Origin of the sequence: Streptomyces iconiensis (assembly GCF_028657195.3) — a bacterium.
Lineage (GTDB): Bacteria > Actinomycetota > Actinomycetes > Streptomycetales > Streptomycetaceae > Streptomyces > Streptomyces iconiensis.
In genome coordinates this window covers 22,416-41,925 of record NZ_JANCPR020000033.1, presented here as the reverse complement: position 1 = coordinate 41,925, position 19,510 = coordinate 22,416, and the positions used below count along the sequence as shown (strand labels likewise).

At 71.3% G+C, this 19,510-nt stretch carries 18 protein-coding genes and 1 pseudogene; 8 read left to right on the top strand and 11 right to left on the bottom strand.

Annotated elements, in window-relative coordinates; genetic code table 11:
- Positions 1-33: 33 nt before the first annotated feature.
- A complete protein-coding gene (locus tag NMN56_RS28690; protein WP_274044890.1) occupies positions 34-906 on the bottom strand; it encodes a class I SAM-dependent methyltransferase in 873 nt (290 codons plus the stop codon).
- 439 nt (positions 907-1,345) lie between these two features.
- On the opposite strand from NMN56_RS28690, the gene mshA reads away from it, so the two are divergent.
- Both mshA and NMN56_RS28680 read left to right on the top strand, forming a co-directional pair.
- A complete protein-coding gene (gene mshA, locus NMN56_RS28685; RefSeq protein ID WP_274044891.1) occupies positions 1,346-2,704 on the top strand; it encodes a D-inositol-3-phosphate glycosyltransferase in 1,359 nt (452 codons plus the stop codon).
- On the top strand, positions 2,697-3,227 hold the full coding sequence (locus tag NMN56_RS28680) for a type III secretion system chaperone family protein (RefSeq protein WP_274044892.1): 531 nt from the start codon (positions 2,697-2,699) through the stop codon (positions 3,225-3,227). Before mshA ends, NMN56_RS28680 begins: the two co-directional genes overlap by 8 nt.
- A 110-nt stretch (positions 3,228-3,337) precedes the next feature.
- Here NMN56_RS28680 and NMN56_RS28675 read toward each other — a convergent pair whose 3' ends face one another.
- Positions 3,338-4,198 carry an NmrA family NAD(P)-binding protein gene (locus NMN56_RS28675; protein WP_274044893.1) on the bottom strand — a complete coding sequence of 287 codons (861 nt, stop codon included), beginning with the start codon at positions 4,196-4,198 and terminating at the stop codon, positions 3,338-3,340.
- Positions 4,195-4,722: a nuclear transport factor 2 family protein gene (locus NMN56_RS28670; protein ID WP_274044894.1), complete on the bottom strand. Its 528-nt coding sequence runs from the start codon at positions 4,720-4,722 to the stop codon at positions 4,195-4,197. The genes NMN56_RS28675 and NMN56_RS28670 overlap by 4 nt, the downstream gene beginning before the upstream one ends.
- Before the next feature lie 109 nt (positions 4,723-4,831).
- Here NMN56_RS28670 and NMN56_RS28665 point away from each other — a divergent pair, with 109 nt between their 5' ends.
- Both NMN56_RS28665 and NMN56_RS28660 read left to right on the top strand, forming a co-directional pair.
- Positions 4,832-5,434 (top strand): TetR/AcrR family transcriptional regulator, encoded by a 603-nt coding sequence (locus NMN56_RS28665; protein WP_274044895.1) that lies wholly within the window; start codon positions 4,832-4,834, stop codon positions 5,432-5,434.
- 73 nt (positions 5,435-5,507) lie between these two features.
- Positions 5,508-7,211 carry a pectate lyase family protein gene (locus NMN56_RS28660; RefSeq protein ID WP_274044896.1) on the top strand — a complete coding sequence of 568 codons (1,704 nt, stop codon included), beginning with the start codon at positions 5,508-5,510 and terminating at the stop codon, positions 7,209-7,211.
- A 63-nt stretch (positions 7,212-7,274) separates the two neighbouring features.
- On the opposite strand, the gene NMN56_RS28655 is transcribed toward NMN56_RS28660, so the two are convergent.
- Both NMN56_RS28655 and NMN56_RS28650 read right to left on the bottom strand, forming a co-directional pair.
- Positions 7,275-7,595, bottom strand: coding sequence for a hypothetical protein (locus NMN56_RS28655; protein WP_274044897.1), 321 nt, complete (start codon positions 7,593-7,595; stop codon positions 7,275-7,277).
- Positions 7,596-7,841: 246 nt separating this feature from the next.
- Positions 7,842-8,786, bottom strand: coding sequence for a LysR family transcriptional regulator (locus NMN56_RS28650; protein WP_283742517.1), 945 nt, complete (start codon positions 8,784-8,786; stop codon positions 7,842-7,844).
- A gap of 115 nt (positions 8,787-8,901) precedes the next feature.
- Between NMN56_RS28650 and NMN56_RS28645 the strand changes: the two genes are divergently transcribed.
- Both NMN56_RS28645 and NMN56_RS28640 read left to right on the top strand, forming a co-directional pair.
- A complete protein-coding gene (locus NMN56_RS28645; protein ID WP_274045067.1) occupies positions 8,902-9,792 on the top strand; it encodes an NAD(P)H-binding protein in 891 nt (296 codons plus the stop codon).
- A gap of 127 nt (positions 9,793-9,919) precedes the next feature.
- Positions 9,920-10,285 (top strand): darcynin family protein, encoded by a 366-nt coding sequence (locus NMN56_RS28640; protein ID WP_274044899.1) that lies wholly within the window; start codon positions 9,920-9,922, stop codon positions 10,283-10,285.
- Between the two features lie 46 nt (positions 10,286-10,331).
- Here the strand turns inward: NMN56_RS28640 and NMN56_RS28635 are convergent, their stop codons facing one another.
- Together NMN56_RS28635 and NMN56_RS28630 are read right to left on the bottom strand one after the other, a co-directional pair.
- Positions 10,332-11,231, bottom strand: a complete 900-nt coding sequence (locus NMN56_RS28635) for an SDR family NAD(P)-dependent oxidoreductase (RefSeq protein ID WP_274044900.1) — start codon at positions 11,229-11,231, stop codon at positions 10,332-10,334.
- Positions 11,232-11,396: 165 nt separating this feature from the next.
- Entirely contained in the window at positions 11,397-12,818 is a 1,422-nt protein-coding gene (locus NMN56_RS28630) for an MDR family MFS transporter (protein ID WP_274044901.1), read from the bottom strand.
- Positions 12,819-13,125: 307 nt separating this feature from the next.
- On the opposite strand from NMN56_RS28630, the gene NMN56_RS28625 reads away from it, so the two are divergent.
- Positions 13,126-13,929, top strand: a complete 804-nt coding sequence (locus NMN56_RS28625; protein WP_274044902.1) for a 3-hydroxybutyrate dehydrogenase — start codon at positions 13,126-13,128, stop codon at positions 13,927-13,929.
- Between the two features lie 527 nt (positions 13,930-14,456).
- Positions 14,457-14,896, top strand: a pseudogene (locus NMN56_RS28620) (GAF domain-containing protein); the annotation flags it as partial.
- Positions 14,897-15,028: 132 nt separating this feature from the next.
- Here NMN56_RS28620 and NMN56_RS28615 read toward each other — a convergent pair.
- The 4 genes from NMN56_RS28615 to NMN56_RS28600 all read right to left on the bottom strand — a co-directional run bounded on the left by NMN56_RS28615 (position 15,029) and on the right by NMN56_RS28600 (position 19,335).
- On the bottom strand, positions 15,029-16,018 hold the full coding sequence (locus NMN56_RS28615) for a zinc-dependent alcohol dehydrogenase family protein (protein WP_274044903.1): 990 nt from the start codon (positions 16,016-16,018) through the stop codon (positions 15,029-15,031).
- Complete coding sequence (locus NMN56_RS28610; RefSeq protein WP_274045068.1) at positions 16,015-16,881, bottom strand: carbohydrate ABC transporter permease; 867 nt, start codon at positions 16,879-16,881, stop codon at positions 16,015-16,017. Before NMN56_RS28610 ends, NMN56_RS28615 begins: the two co-directional genes overlap by 4 nt.
- 119 nt (positions 16,882-17,000) lie before the next feature.
- On the bottom strand, positions 17,001-17,972 hold the full coding sequence (locus NMN56_RS28605) for a carbohydrate ABC transporter permease (RefSeq protein ID WP_274044904.1): 972 nt from the start codon (positions 17,970-17,972) through the stop codon (positions 17,001-17,003).
- 4 nt (positions 17,973-17,976) lie between these two features.
- On the bottom strand, positions 17,977-19,335 hold the full coding sequence (locus NMN56_RS28600) for an ABC transporter substrate-binding protein (protein ID WP_274044905.1): 1,359 nt from the start codon (positions 19,333-19,335) through the stop codon (positions 17,977-17,979).
- Positions 19,336-19,510: the final 175 nt, after the last annotated feature.

The following is a 19,510-nucleotide window of genomic DNA, read 5'->3' as shown; positions in this document are numbered from 1 at the left end:
CCCGTACGTACGTAGGCACCGCGCGGGGCCGCGTCAGCGGTGGTGCGGCCCGCGCGGAGCCAGCGCTTCCCAGCGGACGGTGACCTCGCCCTGGCGCCAGCGGCGGGGTCCGTCCGCCAGTGGCCAGTCATCGGCCAGTGCCTGTACGGCGCGCAGCCAGCGCTGCCGTGCACTCAGCGCGCCGTAGGGTGCGGCAGCCGCCCAGGCGCGGTCGAAGTCTCGGAGGAAGCGGTGTACGGGCTCGCCGGGCACATTGCGGTGGATGAGCGCCTTGGGCAGGCGTTCGGCCAGCGCCGAGGGGGTCTCCAGGGAGGCGAGGCGGGCGGCGAACGTGACGGTCCTCGGGCCTTCGGGACCGAGCGCGACCCACACATGACGGCGGCCGATCTCGTCGCACGTGCCCTCGACCAGCAGTCCGTCGGGCGCGAGCCGCGCGCACAGGCGGTCCCACACGGGAGGCACTTCGGCCTCGTCGTACTGGCGCAGCACGTTCGCTGCCCGGATCAGCTGCACGCCGGGCACGGTCCCGTGCCGCCCTCCGTGCGGGCCTTCGCGGGGTCCTTCGCGCAGTCCTTCGTGCGGGGGCAGCGGTATCTCGAAGCCGCCCCGGACGAACGCGAGCCCTTCGCGCGCGTAGGGCTGCGCCGCCGCGACCCGTACGGGGTCGATCTCGACGCCGTACACGCGCACGTCGCTCCGCACGGCACGCAGCCGCCCCAGTAGTTCGACGGCGGTCCAGGGAGCGGCCCCGTAACCGAGGTCGACGGCGACCGGCAGACCGGGTGAGCGGCGCAGTGCGGGTCCGTGCGTCCCGGCGATCCAGCGGTCCATACGCCGCAGCCGATTCGGACTGGTGGTTCCGCGCGTCACCGAGCCCACGGGCCGTGAGGGGGCGCGGAAGGGCATACCACGAGGGTACGAGGCCCCGGCGGACACGCCTCCCGGCGGGTATGAGCTCCCGGCGGACACGCCTGCGGGTAAGCCCCCGGGCGGTCGGTGTCCGGGAGCCCGCTCGGGGTCTCCACCAGGTGCGCGCGGGGGTACCCGTCGCGGTCTCGGTGGAAGCCGTGGGCCGGACTCCCTGGACGTCACTGTTCGCGACAGTCGGTGAGTGATCGGTAAGTGATGGTTCATGGCACTTCGCGGCGCCCCCGCCGGCTCGGTCGACGGCGGCGGGAAGGGAGGCGGCGGGACGGGTGGGACCGGCGGGTTCCGGCTCTACCGGGCTGTCATTGTCACGATTGGGCAAAGTGGAAATGGGAGGCAACCCCTCCGCTGTTGTAGGTCGAGGGCCGGATACACGCCCCGTCCTGTCCTGTCCTGTCCCGGAGGAGGCATCGGCACCGTGAGCCAGTACGTGTCCCGGCTCGGTCAGCGGCGCGGACGGAACGCGCAGCAGCCCAGGCAGCATCTGCTCCGACTGCCGGGCCAGCGCCGCCCGCGGCGGGTGGCCATGTTCAGCGTGCACACCTCTCCCCTGCATCAGCCCGGTACGGGCGACGCGGGCGGGATGAACGTCTACATAGTCGAGCTGGCCCGGCAGCTCGCAGCCCAGGGCACCGAGGTCGAGATCTTCACCCGCGCCACCACGGGCACCCTGGCTCCCACCGTCGAGCTGGCTCCCGGCGTACTCGTACGCCACATAGACGCGGGGCCGTACGAAGGACTGTCCAAGGAGGAACTGCCCGCGCAGCTCTGTGCGTTCACGCACGGCGTGATGCAGGTGTGGGCGGGGCACAAGCCCGGCTACTACGACCTGGTGCACTCGCACTACTGGCTCTCAGGACACGTCGGCTGGCTCGCCTCCGAGCGCTGGGGCGTGCCACTGGTGCACGCGATGCACACGATGGCGAAGGTCAAGAACGCCGCGCTCGCCCAGGGCGACGCGCCCGAGCCGGCGGCGCGCGTCATCGGCGAGACGCAGATCGTGCGGGCAGCCGACCGGCTCATCGCGAACACCTCGGAGGAGGCGGCCGAGCTGGAACGCCACTACGAGGCGCCGACCGGGCGTACGGCCGTGGTGCACCCCGGCGTCAACCTCGACAGGTTCTGTCCCGCCGACGGCCGCGCCGCGGCACGTGCCCGCCTCGGGCTGCCGCAGGACGCGATGATTCCGCTCTTCGCGGGGCGCATCCAGCCCCTCAAGGCTCCCGATGTGCTGCTGCGCGCCGTCGCGCTGATGGTGGACGAGGAACCCGAGCTGCGCTCGCGCCTGGTGGTACCGGTCGTGGGCGGGCCCAGCGGCAGCGGTCTCGCCAAGCCGGAGGGGCTGCAGAAGCTGGCGGCCAAGCTGGGCATCGCGGATCTCGTACTCTTCCGGCCGCCGGTTGACCAGGAGCAGCTGGCCGACTGGTACCGCGCGGCTTCCGTACTCGTCATGCCCTCCTACAGCGAGTCGTTCGGCCTCGTGGCCGCCGAGGCGCAGGCGTGCGGCACACCAGTGGTCGCCGCCGCCGTCGGCGGGCTGCCCGTAGTCGTGCGGGACGGTGCCAGCGGCTATCTGGTCGCCGGGCACGAGCCGGCGGAGTACGCGCGTGCGCTGCGCAGGTTCGCCGCCGACGCAGGGCTCGCACCCCGCCTGGGCGGTATCGCGGCCCAGCACGCGCAGAGCTTCGGCTGGGGCGCCGCCGCGGAGGCGACAGCGGACGTCTACACCGCCGCGATCCAGGAGCGGCGCCGTCGCCTACGATCGCCCCATGGGTGACTCGGAGCGGACCGGTGCGGCGAAAGCGGCGATCGAGCGGACGCTGAAGGACGCCGAGCTGGAGTGGGAGCACCCGGCGGACGGCACGTACGTCGTCAAGCTCCCCGGAACCCGCAAGCTGTCCACGAACTGCTCGTTGTCCGTCGGCGCCCACTCCCTCTCGGTGAACGCCTTCGTCGTACGCCACCCCGACGAGAACGCCGCCGCCGTGCACCGCTGGCTGCTGGAGCGCAACACGCGCCTGTACGGGGTGAGTTACGCCATCGACAGGCTCGGTGACATCTACCTGGTCGGGCGGCTTCCGCTCGGCGCCGTGACCCCCGACGAGGTCGACCGGATTCTCGGCAGTGTCCTGGAGAACGCCGACGGATCCTTCAACACCCTCCTGGAGCTGGGCTTCGCCTCCGCGATCCGGCGCGAGTACGCGTGGCGCACCTCGCGGGGCGAGTCCACCCGGAACCTGGACGCGTTCACACACCTGACCCAGAGCGAACCCCAGCCGAACCAGGGCGAGTCCCGCTGAACCGGCACGGACGCTGACGGACGTCGTCGTCCTCTCCCCCCGCGCGCCCGGCTGCGAGGCGTGCGCCTTGTCCCCTCACGCGGCCGGTCAGCGGTCGGTCAGCGGGTCCGTCAGCGGTCCGCTGCGTTGTCCCTCACGTGGTCCCGCACATGTGTGGCGAAGGAGCGTGGCGGGCGGCCCGTCACGGCTTCCACCGTGCCGGTGACGCGGTCCTCGGCGCCGTCCGCGATGGACCGGTCCATCCCCGCGAGCAGTGCGGCGAACTCCGCCGGAACCCCCTCGGCTGCGAGCCTGTCCCGCATCGCCTCGTACGTGAGGTGGTCGTGCCGTACGGCACGTCCGGAGAAGCGGGTGAGGACGGCCGCGATGTCGTCGTAACTGAGGGCTTCGGGGCCCGTGAGGACCAGGTCCGTGCGGGGCGCCTCCTCGTCGGTGAGCGCGCGGACGGCGACGGCGGCGATGTCCTCGGCGTCCACGAACCCGACCCGCCCGTCGCCCGTCGCCGTCCTGATGACGCCGGAAGCGCGGACGGTTTCGGCGTGCGTGTGGCGGCCCGTGAAGTTCTGCATGAACCAGGACGGGCGCAGTACCGCCCACTCCTCGAACAGGTCGCCGAGCACGGCGTGCACGGCACCCGCCGCCGGGCCACCCTCGGGCAGCGCCGAGGAGCTGAGCAGCACCGCCCGGCGCACACCGGCCGCGCGGGCCCGCTCCAGGAACGGCACCATCACGGCGGCCGGGTCGGGGGCGCCGACGGGCGGTACGAGGTAGAGCGCCGAGGTGTCCTGGAGCGCGGCCCCGTGCGTGCCGGTGTCGTTCCAGTCGAACCGGACCTGCGGGTGCCGGGTGCCGGGCACCGGGGCGCGGCTCGCCGCCCGGACGGCGGCGCCCTGTGCGGCCAACCGGTCGGCGACGCGGCTGCCTGTCGTTCCCGTCGCGCCCGTGACGAGGACCGTGTCCGGACGGTTCATCGGGCGGCCTCCGTGTCGGTCAGCTCGGTCACGGAGAGGGAGACGGGGGCGCCATGAGGGCTCCAGTAGTCGCGGTAGTGCGCGAAGCGGCCCTCGCTGACGGTGACGACGCAGATGTACGTCATCTCGTACGGCTCGCCCGTGGCGACGACGAAGCCCTCGGCGCGCATCTCGACGACGATCGTCTCCGCCGCCGCCGTGCGGTGGACGGTCACCTCGGGGAAGGCGCGCACGTCGAGGAGGTCCGGATAGTCGCCCATGTAGTCGGCGATCCGCTCCTTGCCCTCCAGCCTGCGGGGTGCGCCCTCGGGCGCGAACGGGAACTCGATCACGCCGTCCTCGTGCCAGAGCGCGACCCAGCCGGCGATGTCCTTGTCGAGGAGGAACTGAAGGCCGCGCCGGAAGACGCCTTCCGGGCTCTCCGGGCTTTCGGTGCCTTCCGGGCCGGTGGGCGCGGCAGATGCGCTGGACGCGGCGGGTGTGCCGGAAACGGCGGTTTCGGTGTGCGGGGTTCGGTCGGGCACGGGATCTCCTCTAGGATGTGGACTGTCGGTCCGTTTGACGATACGGACTGACAGTCCGCTTTGCAAGTGCGGCACGGAAACCGATGTGAAGAGACCGGGAGGACGGCTCATGGCCGATCGCGGGGTCGCGCGCCCACGCGCGGACGCGCAGCGCAACAAAGAGGCGGTGCTCGCAGCGGCTGACGGGCTGTTCGCGCGCGCCAAGAGCGCGGGCAGTGTCTCGATGGACGAGGTGGCGGCGGCTGCCGGCGTCGGAAAGGGCACGCTCTTCCGGCACTTCGGGGACCGCGTCGGGCTGATCGAGGCCCTGGTCGGGGCCCGCATCACGCCGCTGCGGGACTCCATCGCCTCGGGCCCCGGGCCGCTGGGACCTGGGACGCCGCCCCGCGAACGGATTCCGGCACTGCTGGAGGCGCTCCAGCGCTTCAAGCTCGACAACCGGCCGCTCATGCTCGCCCTGGAGGAGGCCGGGCGTGGCAGCCCGTACGAAGCCGCGCACTACGGGTGGTGGCACGAGGTGCTCAGTGAGGAGCTTGCCCAGGTGCTCGGCGGGGCGGGTCAAGAGGGCGCGGACGAGGCCGGTTTCGCCGCGCACGCGCTCCTCGCCGCGACGCGGGCCGATCTGGTGGAGCAGCTCGCCGGGCGTGAGGGCATGGGCGCTGAACGGATGAGGGCTTCTCTCGCGGCGTATGTGGCCCGGGTTCTGGACTGACGTTTCGGGGGCGTGGGATGCTCGCCGGGCATCCGTTACATGAACGCAATTCATGTACATGAAAGGCGAGTTCATGTCCCTCTCCCGTAGGCAAGCGCTCGGCGGTGCCGGTGCCCTCGCGGCAGCCGCGGCGACCACGGCCTTCGTCCCCCACGCCACAGCGGCCCCGGCGGGCCCGGCCCCCACGGGCCCGTCACTCAGGGGCCAGGTGCCCGTGGCCGACCTGTGGTCGGAGTTCACGGCGAACCCGTACACGCACCCGCACATCCCCTACATAGGCCGCGCGGGCGCGGCCCCCACGCGGCACGGCCACGGACACGGGGAAAACGGCGAGGGCCACGGTCACGGCCGTACGGTCACCGTTACGCCCGCGCGCGGCGACAGCGCCCCCGCGATCAACCGCGCGCTGGAGGAGGCGGGCCGCGCGGGCGGCGGCACCGTCCAACTGCGCCCCGGCACCTACGAGATCGGCGGCGTCCTCCGCATCGCGCACGACGACGTCACGCTCAGGGGCGCCGGCAGCGCCCGTACGACGCTGCGGCCCACCCGCCATCTGACCGAACTGATCGGCCCCTATGGCAGCCGCTACGGCGGCGACAAGTCGTCCTGGTCCTGGGCGGGCGGCCTCATCTGGGTCTGCCCGCAGGCCAGATGGGAGAGCCTGACCGGCGCCATCAAGGACAGGGCGTGGCCCTTCGAGGGCTGGACGGGCAACAGGCGTGACGAGTGGCGCACCCTCACCCCCACACGCGAGGCGGCCAGGGGCGACTGGACGCTCACCGTCGCCGACGCAGGGGCACTACGCGCGGGGCAACTCGTGCTCCTCCGCCTGGCGGACGACACGGAGCACACGCTGCTCCGGCACATGGCGGGCGACATACCCGGTGCGCGCACGTACTCCTGGGCCGACAAGGAGAAGCTGGTCAGCTACGTGCCGTACGAGTGGCCCGTACGTCTCACCCGCGTCGACAGGCGCCGTCACACCGTCACCCTGGAGCGGCCCCTGCCGCTCGACGCGCGCGCCGCCTGGAAGCCCCGGCTCACCACGCTGGTGCGCCCGGTGACCCGCGCGGGCGTCACCGGGCTCACCGTCGCCTTCGACAGGACGGAGCAGTCGCCGCACCTGCTCGACAAGGGCTACAACGGGGTCGTCCTCCAGTGCGCCTACGACTGCCGCGCCGAGGACATCCATGTCGTCAACGCCGACAACGGCTTCGGGCTCGTGGCCGCCTCTGCCTGCACGCTGCGCCGTACCCGCGTCTCGGGCCGGGGCAGCCACCACCCGTACTTCTGCAGGGAGGGCTCGCACGACAACCTCGTGGAGGACTTCCGTATCGACCGCCGCACCGTGCCGGCGCCGCCGGGCACCCAGTTGCACGGCATCAATGTCGAGGGCCTCAGCAGCCACAACGTGTGGTCGCGCGGGGTGATGGAGACGGGCACCTTCGACACGCACCGCGGCATGCCCTTCGCGAACGTACGCACGCAGATCACCGTTCACAACGACGGCCGGCACGGCGGCGACGCCTCGGCCGGCCCGCTGTACGGCGCCCGCTTCGCCCACTGGAACGTCACCGTCACCAATGAACGCGCCGGCTGCGTACGCCTCGACGGGATCGCCCCGTACAGCGCGACCGTGGGCATCAGCGAGGTCCGCGACTTCGACCAGATCGACACCCCCGACTTCACCGGCGCCCTCCGGACCCGCGCCGAGTCCTACGGCGACCCGGGCGGGGTCCGGCCCCGGAACCTGTACGAGGCACAACGGGACATGTGAGCGGGCGAGTTGGCGCACCGGTGAGGCGCGGGGTTCAGTCGAGGGCCGTCGGTCGAGGGGTGGTCAGTCGCGGGCCGCACCGGTGAGGAGACGGCGGGCCTCGCGGCGGGCCGCGTAGCGGTCCCTGCGGTTGTCGGCCCGGTTCATCCTTCCCATCTCCTTCGAGGCGGCACGCCCGTGAGGGCCGGAACAGCAGGCGTTGCCGAACCAGGAGAAGTCCCAGTAGCAGCGCGTGACCGCGTCTTGTTCGGGCCGCGTCGGGTGCGGGGGCCGCGTCGGACGCGGCGGCAGGTCACAGGGTCCGTAGCAGTGATCGTGGGCGGGCCGGCTGCCGTGCTCGACCGAACGTACCCATGGGGGCTTCGTCTTGTCCGTACGGGACATCTCGTTCCTTCCGGAACCCGCCGCCCGTGCTCCCGGACCTTCCGGGCGGGCGGCCAGATCCAGAACTTCATGGAGGCCACGCTCCTTCCTGTGTCTGCGACCGTGCGGTTTCCCGCTTTCCGCTTACCCGGAGGTGAGTTGGTGAGGGGTGCGGAAAACCTTTGACCGTACGGGCAAGGGACGACCATGGGCAAGGGGTTCGGTGAACTTCGCCGACGGGTTGCCCAGGACCGGGGGCCGGTGGCGTCATTCGCGCGGGGTTCCCGGGGCGAGAAGGGCGCGGCGGACGATCGAGCGGAGCCAGCGGTGGGAGCCGTCAGCGGCGTGGCGGGGGTGCCAGGCCATGCCGATCGTCACCGGCGGCAGCTTCAGGGGTATGTCGAGCAGCCGCAGGCCGAGCGCGGCGGCGTCGTCGGTGAAGGGGGAGGGCGCGGCGCCCGGCAGTTCGGCGGGGACCAGGCAGACGACGTCGCTGCGGGCTGCGAGGGTCATCGCCGCCAGATGACCGGGGAGCACGGCCGTGACCCGCCGCCGGAGGCCGTGTTCGGCCAGGGCGGCGTCGAGGGGCCCGGTGAACAGGCCGCGGCGGCTGACAGTGACATGTTCAGCGGCGGCGAGGCGTGACGGGGTCAGCCGGCCGTCGGCGAGGGGGTGGCCGGGCCTGACGGCCGCCACCATGCGGAGGGTGACCAGCTCCTCCACCTCGGTCTCGGGGTCGGCGTGGTCGATGGAACCGACCTCCAGGTCGATCCGCCCGTCACGGAGCGCCGAACCGGCCTCCAGCCCCTCGGACCGCAACCACAGCGAGACCCCGGGCGCCTCCTGCCGGGCCAGGCGCAGCAGTCCGGGGGCCAGCGCCGTGCCGACCAGCTCGGCGACCTGGAGGGTGAAGGTGCTGTTCAGGGTGGCCGGGTCCACCCCGTCGCCCGGGGCGAGCAGCACCCCGAGGCGGTGCACCACCGCGGCGGCCGCGTCGCGCAGCTCCTCGGCGCGCGGCCTCGGGAACATCAGCTGCCCCGACCTGACCAGCAACGGGTCCTGAAGGACGCGGCGCAGGCGGGCGAGGGTGCGGCTCATGGCGGCGGGGGAGGTGTGCAGGCGGGCGGCGGCGCGGGTGACGCTCTGCTCGGCGAGCAGGGCGTCCAGCGCGACCGCGAGGTTGGCGTCGATGACCGGATCCGGGCTGTTCACCAGGTGGATTCCATTTCAGGCAATGATTGCGTGCTGAAGTTCCCATTGTGGCAATGCGGTTCGGCTCCGCAGCATGACGGGTGTCACCTTTCCCGTACGACCCACGAGGTTCTTCATGATCGTCATCACCGCTCCCACCGGGAACATCGGCCGCCATCTGCTGCCCCTGCTCCTGGAGCCCGTACCCGACGGCGAAACGTTCCGTGTCGTCGTCCGCGACCCGGCCCGGCTCTCCGACGCCGTACGCGACCGCGTCGAGGTGGTCACCGGCTCGCACGGCGACCCCGGGACCGTCGACCGGGCCTTCGAGGGCGCGGACGCCGTCTTCTGGCTCGTCCCACCGGACTCGTCCCTGACCCCGATGGACGCCTACTGCGGCTTCACGCGCCCCGCCGCGAAGGCGCTCGCCACCCACGGCGTCGGCCACGTCGTCGGCCTCTCCGCGCTCGGCCGGGGCACCCCGGTCGCCGGACGCGCCGGGCTCGTCACCGCCTCCCTCGCCATGGACGACCTCATCGCGGAGACCGGCGTCGCCTACCGGGCCGTCGCCTGTCCGTCCTTCTTCGAGAACGTGCTGGAGGAGGCCGACTCGATCCGCGAGAACGGCGTCTTCACCGACTCCGTCGCCGCCGACCGCAAGGCACCTCTCGTCGCCGTCGCCGACATCGCCGGCGTCGCCGCCGGCCTGCTGCTGGACCGGTCCTGGAGCGGCACCGCCGACGTGCCCGTCCTCGGGCCGCGGGACGTGTCCCCGAACGACCTGGCCCGGATCATGACCGAGCAGCTCGGCCGGCCGGTGCGCTACGAACACCAGCCGACCGGCGAGGTGTTCCGCACGCTCGTCGGCCACGGCCTCAACGAGGCGTTCGTGCAGGGCATCGTCGACATGAAGCGGGCCAAGGACGACGGCCTCGACGCCGGCGTCACCCGCACCGATGAGACGGCCACTCCCACCTCGTTCGAGCAGTGGTGCACCGAGACGCTGCTGCCCGCCGTCCACGGCTGACGTCCCCGAGGCCCGCCGCACCGCCAGTGCGAAGAGCCTCAGCCGTACGAAGAGCCTCAGCCGTACGAAGAGCTTCACCCGCACCACCCGTACAGACCGCACCACCCGCACAGACGGAAGGAACCCCATGTCCACCGAGCAAACCGAAGCTCCGGTCACCGCTTTCATACTGGTCAAGACCACGCCCGAGTGGCTCGCCATGAGTCCGCAGGAGCGCGTGGACGCGTTCACCACCGAGGTCGTGCCCGTGATCAAGGGCAAGGTCACCGGCGTCACGTCGCGCTTCTACGACACCGAGTTCTACTCGGCGCGCGTCACCGACGTCTGGGTCTGGGAGGCCCGCGACCACCACGCCTACCAACTGCTGATCGACGCGCTGCGGGAAACCCCGTTCTGGGACCGCTACTTCGAGGTCGTCGACCTGCTCGTCGGCAGCGAGAACGGCTACGCCCGCACCTACGGCGTCGACGCCGTCACCACGATCACCGCCTGAACGCCCGCCGCCGCTCCCCGCCGCGCGCTCCCCGCCGGGCGACCCCTCACCGCTCGTCGGGCACGCGTGAAGGTGGCGCGGGGGAGAGGCCGACGAGGTCGGCGCTCTGGTTCCAGAGGCGGTCGCAGCGGTCGGGGTCCGTGGTGTGGGGGGCGGTGGCGACCTGTTCGCGGGCGACGAAGAACTTGCCCGTCGTTCCTTTCACATCGGGGGAGACGGCCAGCCACACGGGTGTGTCAGCGCCGGTTTCGGGGCCGGGGAAGAAGGGGCTCAGCGCGGAGCCCACCAGCTTTTGCGGGCCACGCAGGCGCGCTGACAGGCCCGTTCCCTTGATGATGCCCGGGTGTACGCCGTTCACGGTGATCCGGGTTCCCTCAAGGCGGCGGGCGAGGGCGTGCACGAACATCGCGTTCATGTTCTTGGTGCGGCTGTAGCAGAGGAACGGGCGCAGCGCGGGCACGGGGCTGAGCCCGCTCTCGTTCGCGCAGTCCAGGTCGTCGAGGTCGACCGGTATCCGTTTCAGCACGCGCGGAGAGGCGCCCACGACCACGAACCTGGCGGCCCGGTCGCCGAGGGAGTCGGCGAGGGAGCGCAGCAGCAGGTAGGGCGCGAGGTGGTTGGTGGCGAGCGTGCGCTGGATTCCCTCGGCCGTACGGTCGCCGACCGCCGCGATGACGGCCGTGTTGCTGACCACGATGTCCGGCAGGGGGTGCTCGGTCACCAGGCGCTGGGAGAGGGCGCGTACGTCAGCGAGCAGGGAGAGGTCAGCGCGTTCCGTATGGAGGTCCGCGTCCGGCACGGTACCGAGGATGCGGCGCCGTGCCCGGTCGAGCCGTTCGTCGCTGCGGCCGACCAGGACGACGCTCCTCCCGCCCGCCGCCAGGCGCCGCGCGATGGCCTCGCCGATACCGCTCGTCGCGCCCGTTACCACCGCAGTACTCGTCATTGGCATCAAAGGTCCCTCTCACCGCGCCCAGTTGGAGATCACGACCCTGTCAGGGGTGCGCCCGTGAGCCAAGGGCGCGCCCCGGCCCGTTCCGCCTCCGTCCCCGTTCCCGTCCGTTCCGCTTCCGTACGCCCGTGTCAGGGCACGGGTGTCGGGCCGTGCCCGTCAGGCCACGGAATCCGTGCGGGGTGCGGTGGGTTCGTCCGGGGTTCCGGGGGCGGGGGTGGTCTCTGTCGTGGGCGCGGGGGTCCGGCCCGGTTCCGGTTCCGTAGCCGTAGTCGGTTCCGGTTCGGGTGCGGGCTCGTCGTCCTCGTCGCGCAGGAGGAGCCAGTAGCCGAGTGCCGCGATGGTGCCGATGGCCGCGCTGGCCGACCACAGGGTCGCGGAGCCGAAGTGGTCGATGACGTAGCCGCCGACCAGGGGCGCGCCGAGGGAGGCCAGGGCCCAGGAGAGGTTGTACATGCCCTGGTAGCGCCCGCGGCCGTGGGTGGGCGAGAACCTGACCACCAGGCCCATCTGCGTGGGCGTGTTCATCATTTCGCCGAGTGTCCAGACGAGGACCGCCATGGCGAAGAAGACCACGGAGCCGGCGAACGCGTTGAGGCCGAAGCCGTAGCCGGTCAGCAGCGCGGAGACGATCAGGACGCGGCTCGGGGAACGGTGCTGGATCAGGCGGGTCACCGGGAGCTGGAGCAGCACGATCATGACGCCGTTGAGGGCGATGACGGTACCGAAGTCCGCGCTGGAGAAGCCCTGTTCGCCCATGGAGATCGGCATGGCGACGAACGCCTGCTGGATGAGCGTGGCCATCAGCAGGCTGAGCGCGACGACCGTCATGAACCGGCCGTCCCGCAGCACCGTCCACATGGACACGTCCGGCTCCTCGGGGTGGTGTGTCCCCGCGGTACCTGCCGCGTTCCCCGCCGTTCCCGTGTGCGGGTCACCGCCCGCCTGCGGGCCGCCGCTCTTCTCCTCGCGTACGGGGCGTGACTCCGGCAGCTTCACGAACACCACGACGGCGCAGGCCAGCACCATGGTGGCCTCTGTGAAGAAGAGCAGGTGGTAGCTGTACTGCGCGATGAGCCCGGCCGAGGCGGAGGAGACCGCGAAACCGAGGTTGATCGCCCAGTAGTTGAGCGAAAAGGCACGTACGCGGTCCTCCGGTTTGACGATGTCCGCCATCATCGCCTGCACGGCGGGCCGTGACGCGTTGGACGCCATGCCGACCACACAGGCGACCGCCGCGATCGCGACCGGATGCGTCATCAGACCGAGCGCGGCGATCGAGGCAGCCGTCGACAACTGCGCGATGAGCATCGTGGGGCGCCGGCCCAGTCGGTCGGTCAGCACCCCCGCGCCGATGGACGCGACCACACCGCCGAGCCCGTACAGGGCGCCGACCAGGCCCGCGTACGACGCCGAGTAGCCGCGCTCGACCGTCAGATACAGCGCGAGGAACGTCGCGACGAACCCTCCGAGGCGGTTGACCAGCGTGCTCAGCCACAGCCACCAGAACTGGCGCGGCAGCCCGCCGACGCTCTCTGTCGCGGCCCGTCTGAGCCCGCTGAACGACGTGCTGGCGGCCATGGCTGCTCCCCCTGGTGTAAGTGGCTGATAGCCGAGGCGCAAATTACCGAAGCTGCCGGGGAGACGCTACTGGATTGACGTTCACCGTCAATCCGCCATGTGAGACCGGTCTGAGGCGGGTCCGGAGTCGGTCCGAGGTCGCTCTGAGGCCGGTCTGAGGTCGGTCCGAGGCTGGCTTCATGGGAGGCCCCGGGGTAACTGCGTACTACTGCTTGCCCGTACGCGTGCGTGGCACACACAGCGCGCGCCCGCACCGTGGGGCCGCCGCACATCGGGGCCGACCAGGAGGCGTGCGTACGTTGGGGGCATGGCTCCTCACGACAGCACCGCGTACTCCGTAGCGCTGGACCTGTCCGGCCGCACCGCGGTCGTCACGGGCGCGGCCGGCGGTATCGGCCGGGAGACGGCCCGCAGGCTCGCGCACGCGGGTGCGCAGGTCACGGCGGTGGACAGGGACGAGCGGGGCCTCGCGGGGCTGGCGGCCGAGGCGGAGGAACACGGGGGCACGGTGGCCCCGCACGTACTGGACCTCACCTCGGACGAGGGCCTGGCAGCCGCAGAGGACGCGGCGCGGGACGCCGATGTGCTGGTGAACGCGGCGGGCACCCAACTGGTGCGGCCCGTACAGGAGTTCCCGCCCGAGGAGTTCCGGCGCATGCTCACTCTCATGCTGGAGCCGCCCTTCCGTACGACGCGTGGCGCGCTGCCTCACATGTACGCGCGCGGCTGGGGTCGCGTGGTGCACATCTCGTCCGTGCACGGCCTGCGTGCCTCGGCGTACAAGTCGGCTTACGTCGCCGCGAAGCACGGCCTGGAGGGCCTGTCGAAGACGACGGCGCTGGAGGCGGCTGCACACGGTGTGACATCGAACTGCGTGAGCCCTGCCTATGTGAGGACGCCACTGGTGGAGCGGCAGATCGCCGACCAGGCCGCGGCGCACGGCATCCCGCCCGAGCGGGTGGTGACGGACATCCTGCTGGCCGACTCGGCGCTCAAGCGGCTGCTGGAGCCCTCGGAGGTGGCCGAGGCCGTCGCGTATCTGTGCACGCCGGCCGCGTCGTTCGTCACGGGCGCCTCCCTGCCCCTCGACGGCGCGTGGACAGCACACTGAACCTGTATCCCATGCCCCGCACACCTGGAGAGCCACCGGTCCCCTCGGTCCCGTCCGTCCCATCGGCCCCGTTGGTCCCGTCGGCCTCGACAGAACGGTCGGCCTCCGCGGCCCCTCCGGGACGGTCGGCCTCCGCGGCCCCTCCGGGACGGTCGGCCTCCGCGGCCCCTCCGGGACGGTCGGCCTCCGCGGCCCCTCCGGGACGGTCGGCCTCCGCGGCCCCTCCGGGTCGGGAAGACCCGCCGGTGTCCGCATGCCTCGGCTACCTCGAACTCCTCACGCACGACGCGCCTCCTGACGCCTACGACGCGCTGCACGCGCGCCACGAGGGGGTGCGGGACGCCGAGCAGGGCAGGCGCCTGGCGCTGCGTGTACGGGCCGAACTGGAGGGCAGGCGGCGCCGTGAGGCCGAGCTGACCGCGCTGTTCGAGACGGTGCACGACCTGGCGGGGCTGCGGGACCTGGACGACGTACTACGGGCGCTCGTGCAGCGCGCCCGCCGTCTTCTGGGTACGGAAGTCACGTACATGACCCTGACGGATCCGGAACGCGGCGACACCTACATGCGCGTCACCGAGGGCTCGGTCTCGGCGCGGTTCCAGCAGTTGCGGCTCGGCATGGGGGAGGGGCTGGGCGGGCTGGTCGCGCAGACGGCACGCCCGTACGTCACCGAGGACTAGGCGTCGGCGAGGAGGGCCTCGTCGCCATCCTCGGGGTGCCGCTGCTGCTCGGGGGCAGGGATGTGATCGGTGTGCTGTACGCGGCCGACCGGCGGGCCCGCGTCTTCGAACCCGAACAGATCGCGCTGCTCCGCTCGTTCGCGACGCACGCCGCCGTCGCCATCGACAACGCGCGGCTGCTGACCGAGACCACAGAGGCGCTGTCCGGGCTCCGCGACGCGAACGCGACCATCCGCCGCGCCGGCGACGTGCACGACAGGCTGACCGAACTCGTGCTGCGCGGCGGCGCCCCACTCCCCGCCCAGCGCGAAGCGCGCGACGGCGGCGTATGTGGCGGGGCACCACAGTTCGGGCCCGTCGCATGGGGGCGGGGGCGCCCCGCCGTCCAGGACACCCCCGCCGTTCCGTGCGGCCCGCGCTCACGGCGTGACGATGATCTTCCGGCCCTCTCCGGCCGCGAACTGCGCCAACGCCTCGGGGTAGCGCTCCAGGGGGAAGCGGTCGCTGATGAACGTCTCGGGCGGGATGACACCCAGCGCGAACAGTTCGGCGGCCCGCTCGTAGCTGTGGAGCACGGCCATCGAACCGGTGATGGTGATCTCCTTGTTGTAGATCCTGTACGGCTCGATGACCGCCGTCGTCGCGTAGTCGGCCACGCCGAACTGGAGGAACGTACCGGCGGGCGCGACCCTGCCCAGCCCGTCCTGGATGGCGGCGGCGTTGCCCGTGGCGTCCACGACGACGTCCCAGCCCTGCGGCCTGTCCAGCTCGTCGGCGTTCGTCGCGGAGGCCGAGCAGCCCAACTGCTTCGCGGTGGCGAGCCGTTCGGGCTTGAGGTCCACGATGTCCACCGAAGCGGCGCCCGTACGCTTGGCCAGCTCCAGCATCATCAGGCCCATCGTTCCCGAGCCGTAGATCAGCACATGGGCGCCGAGCCGGCTGGAGAGCACGTCGAAGCCGCGCACCGCGCAGGACAGCGGCTCGATCAGCGCCGCGTCCTGCGTACGGATGTGGTCGGGCAGCGGTACGCAGTTCGCCGCCGGTGCGACGGCGTAGCGCGCCGCGCCGCCCGCGACCGAGACGCCGATGGCGTTCCAGCGCTCGCACAGGTTGTTGTGGCCCTGACGGCAGTAGCGGCACTCGAAGCAGTACAGCGAGGGGTCGACCGCGACCCGCTCGCCGACCCGCAGCCCGGTGACCTCGCTGCCGAGGCCGACGACCTCGCCGGCGAACTCGTGTCCCGGTACGACGGGCAGGGTCGGCGCGAACTCACCCTGGAGGATGTGCAGGTCGGTACCGCACAGCCCACAGGCCGCGACCTCGACCACGACCTCGCGCGGGCCCGGCGTGGGGTCGGGCACCTCGGTGACGACGACCTCACCGGGCGACTGGATGACGGCGGCCCTCATTTGACGGCTCCCAGAGACAGGCCCTGGACAAGTTTGTCCTGGGCGGCGAACCCCGCGGCGAGCACCGGCAGGGAGATGACGACTGACGCGGCGCACACCTTCGCCAGGAACAGGCCCTGGCTGGTGATGAATCCGGTCAGGAAGACGGGCGCCGTCTGTGCGATCACGCCCGTGAGCACCCGTGCGAACAGCATCTCGTTCCAGCTGAAGATGAAGCAGATCAGCGCGGTCGCCGCGATGCCCGGCGCGGCGATGGGCGCCACCACGCGGCTGAGCACGACCGGCAGCCTGGCCCCGTCGATCTGTGCCGCCTCGATGACGGCGACGGGCACCTCGGCCAGGAACGACTGCATCATCCACACGGCGATCGGCAGGTTCATCGAGGTGTAGAGGATGACCAGGAGCCACACGTTGTCGAGCAGTCCGGTGTTCTTCGCGAACAGGTAGACGGGCAGCAGCCCGGCGACGACGGGCAGCATCTTGGTCGACAGGAAGAAGAACAGCACGTCCGTCCACTTGCGCACCGGCCTGATCGACAGCGCGTAGGCGGCCGGGAGCGCGAGCAGCAGCACCAGCGCCGTGGAGACGACGGACGCCGTCATGGAGTTGATCAGCGCGGGCCACGGGCTCGCGCCTCCCTCGGCGCCGAAGAACTCCCGGTAGCCGTCGAGGGTGAGCGACGCCGCGACGGACGGCGGGTTGGTGGCAGCGTCGCTCTCCGAGTGCAGAGAGGTCAGCACCATCCAGGCGACGGGCAGGAAGAAGACGATTCCCGTCAGCCAGGCCAGCAGCCCGAGAGCGGCCGACCTTCTGCGCGCCTTGCGCTGGAGAGGCGGGGCCTCGCCCGCGCCGGCCCGGGACACGGCCTTCGCCGCACCCTTGGCCACGACAGCGGCACCGCCCTTCGTACCGCCCTGCGCACCGCCCTTCGCGCCGCCGTTCTCTCCGGTCTCTCCTGCACTCGCTCCGGCCTTCGCTGTGGTCACTTGCTGAACACCTCCTCGCGGAAGAGGGACGAGACGACCCGTAGCGCGAAGGTCGCGATGATGAGGGACCCGATGACGACGAGCACACCGGCGGCCGAGGCGACACCGTTCTCGTGTGCCTGGTAGAAGGTCTGGTAGACGGTGTACGGGAGGTTCGCGGTGCCGAGCCCTCCCGAGGTGATCGTGAAGACCGCGTCGAAGTTCTGCACCACGTAGATCGAACCGAGCAGCGCCCCCAGTTCGAGGTAGCGGCGCAGATGCGGCAGCGTGAGGAACCTGAAGACCTGCCAGGTGCCCGCGCCGTCGATGCGCGCCGCCTCGATCTGCTCGGCCGAGCGGCTCTGCAGCCCCGCCAGCAGGATCAGCATCATGAACGGTGTCCACTGCCAGATCAGCGACGCCTCGACGGCCACCAGCGGCATGCTGGAGACCCAGTCGGGCTGTGGAGCGCCGTCCCCGCCGAACCAGGTGAGCATGCCGTTGAACAGCCCGTACTCGGGGTTGTAGAGCACGTGCTTCCACAGCAGCGCCGCCGCGACGGGCACCACGAGGAACGGCGCGATCAGCAGCGTGCGCACCAGCCCTCTGCCCCGGAACCTGCGGTCCAGCAGCAGCGCGAGGGCCAGCCCCAGCACGAGGCTCGCGATGACCGTGGTCGCCGTGAGCGTGAGCGTGGTCAGCACCGACTTGCGCAGGTCGGGGTCGGAGAGGATCTCGCTGTAGTTCTGGAAACCGGCGAACTCGCGCGCGTCCGGGTAGAGGGAGTTCCAGTCGAAGAAGGAGATCACCAGCGTTGCCACGAAGGGCAGTTGGGTGACCACGATCATGAAGACCAGCGCCGGCAGCAGCGGCGCCCTGATGGCCCAGGCACGCAGCTTGTTGCGTGGCCTCGCGGGCGGCGCCGGAGCCACGGGTCCCGCGGCCGTGTGGGTCACGGGTGGTGTGGGTGTCGCGGTCGTGTCGGCCATCTCGTCACCGCCCCTCGTAGTCGCGTTCGATCTTCTCGGCCAGTCGCTGCGACTTCTCCAGCGCCGTCCTGACCGACTGGCGCCCCGCGATGGCCGCGCTGATCTCCTGCGACACCTTGGTGCCCAGGTCCGTGAACTCGGGTATGCCGACGAACTGCACACCGGGCGCCGGACGCGGCTGCACTCCCGGGTCACGCGGCCTGGTGCCCTCGATGGCCTCGCGGGTCACCTTCTGGAACGCCGCGGCCTCCTTGCGGTAGGCCGGTACGGCGTGTGTGGAGGCGCGCTTGCCCGCCGGCACGTTGGCCCAGCCGATCTTCTCGCCGACCAGCCGCTCGTACTCCTTGCTGGACGCCCACGAGATGAACTTCCAGGCTTTGTCCGGGTTCCGCGAGGCTTTCTGCACTCCCCAGGCCCAGGTGTAGAGCCACCCGGAGGACGCGGTCTTCTCCACCGGCGCCCGTACGTAGCCGATCTTCCCGCGCACGGGTGACTTCGACGATTCCAGCGAACCGCTCGCCGCCGTGGCGTCGTACCACATGGCCGTCTTGCCCTGCGTCAGGTTGTTGAGGCACTCCGCGTAACCGGACTGCGCCGCTCCCGACTGCCCGTGCTCGCGCACGAGTTTGACGTAGAACTCCGTCGCCTTCCTGAACTCAGGTGAGTCCAGCCGCGCCTTCCAGTCCTTGTCGAACCACGTGCCGCCGAAGGTGTTCACGACCGTCGTCAGCGGAGCCGCCAGCTCACCCCAACCCGGCAGCCCGCGCAGGCAGATGCCCTTCATGCCGCGCCGCTTCTCGTCCACCCGCGAGGCGAGCGAAGCCACCTGCTGCCAGGTGGGCCGCTCCGGCATGGTGAGGCCGGCCTTCTTGAAGACGTCCTTGCGGTACATCAGGAACGACGACTCGCCGTAGAACGGCTCCGCGTACACCTTGCCGTCCTCACCGCTGAGCGACTGCCGTATCGGCTTGAGGATGTCCTTCTGGTCGAACTTCTCGTCCTTGGCGAGGTAGTCGTCGAGCGGGAGCAGCCACTCGTTCTTCGCGTAGATCGGGGTCTCGTAGTTGCTGATGGTCGCCACGTCGTACTGCCCCGCCTGGTTGGCGAAGTCCTGGCTGACCTTGTCCCGTATGTCGTTCTCCGGCAGCACGGTGAAGTGCACCTTGATGCCTGTCTTCTTGGTGAAGTGCGCGGCTGTCAGCTTCTGCAGCTCCACCATCTGTGGGTTGTTGACCATCAGCACATTGATGGAGTCGCCGCCCGTGCCGAGGCTTCCGGCCCCGGCACATGCGGAGAGCAGCGACCCGGCGAGAGCCACCGCGAGCAAGGAGCGCGCCGTGCGGCTCCTCGTGGATCGCAGCATGGACCACTCCTGGTGGGATCGGGGATGGGTTGGGTGAGGGGGTGGGGAGAAGTCGGGTGAGGGGGTGGGGGGAGAAGGGGAGGAAGGACGCGGCCCGCCGGCCACACACGCGGCATCCGCCGGACGCACACGCCGAGTTGCCGCCGGCTCACCCGCGCCGCACCTGCCTGGCTCG

Coding starts and splice junctions, on each gene's coding strand:
- NMN56_RS28645 (WP_274045067.1), top strand. CDS start 8,902: ATGATCGTCATCACCGCTCCCACCGGGAACATCGGCCGCCATCTGCTG.
- NMN56_RS28625 (WP_274044902.1), top strand. CDS start 13,126: ATGGCTCCTCACGACAGCACCGCGTACTCCGTAGCGCTGGACCTGTCC.
- NMN56_RS28655 (WP_274044897.1), bottom strand. CDS start 7,595: ATGTCCCGTACGGACAAGACGAAGCCCCCATGGGTACGTTCGGTCGAG.
- NMN56_RS28640 (WP_274044899.1), top strand. CDS start 9,920: ATGTCCACCGAGCAAACCGAAGCTCCGGTCACCGCTTTCATACTGGTC.
- NMN56_RS28600 (WP_274044905.1), bottom strand. CDS start 19,335: ATGCTGCGATCCACGAGGAGCCGCACGGCGCGCTCCTTGCTCGCGGTG.
- NMN56_RS28605 (WP_274044904.1), bottom strand. CDS start 17,972: ATGGCCGACACGACCGCGACACCCACACCACCCGTGACCCACACGGCC.
- NMN56_RS28615 (WP_274044903.1), bottom strand. CDS start 16,018: ATGAGGGCCGCCGTCATCCAGTCGCCCGGTGAGGTCGTCGTCACCGAG.
- NMN56_RS28690 (WP_274044890.1), bottom strand. CDS start 906: ATGCCCTTCCGCGCCCCCTCACGGCCCGTGGGCTCGGTGACGCGCGGA.
- NMN56_RS28630 (WP_274044901.1), bottom strand. CDS start 12,818: ATGGCCGCCAGCACGTCGTTCAGCGGGCTCAGACGGGCCGCGACAGAG.
- NMN56_RS28665 (WP_274044895.1), top strand. CDS start 4,832: ATGGCCGATCGCGGGGTCGCGCGCCCACGCGCGGACGCGCAGCGCAAC.
- NMN56_RS28675 (WP_274044893.1), bottom strand. CDS start 4,198: ATGAACCGTCCGGACACGGTCCTCGTCACGGGCGCGACGGGAACGACA.
- NMN56_RS28660 (WP_274044896.1), top strand. CDS start 5,508: ATGTCCCTCTCCCGTAGGCAAGCGCTCGGCGGTGCCGGTGCCCTCGCG.
- NMN56_RS28635 (WP_274044900.1), bottom strand. CDS start 11,231: ATGACGAGTACTGCGGTGGTAACGGGCGCGACGAGCGGTATCGGCGAG.
- NMN56_RS28680 (WP_274044892.1), top strand. CDS start 2,697: ATGGGTGACTCGGAGCGGACCGGTGCGGCGAAAGCGGCGATCGAGCGG.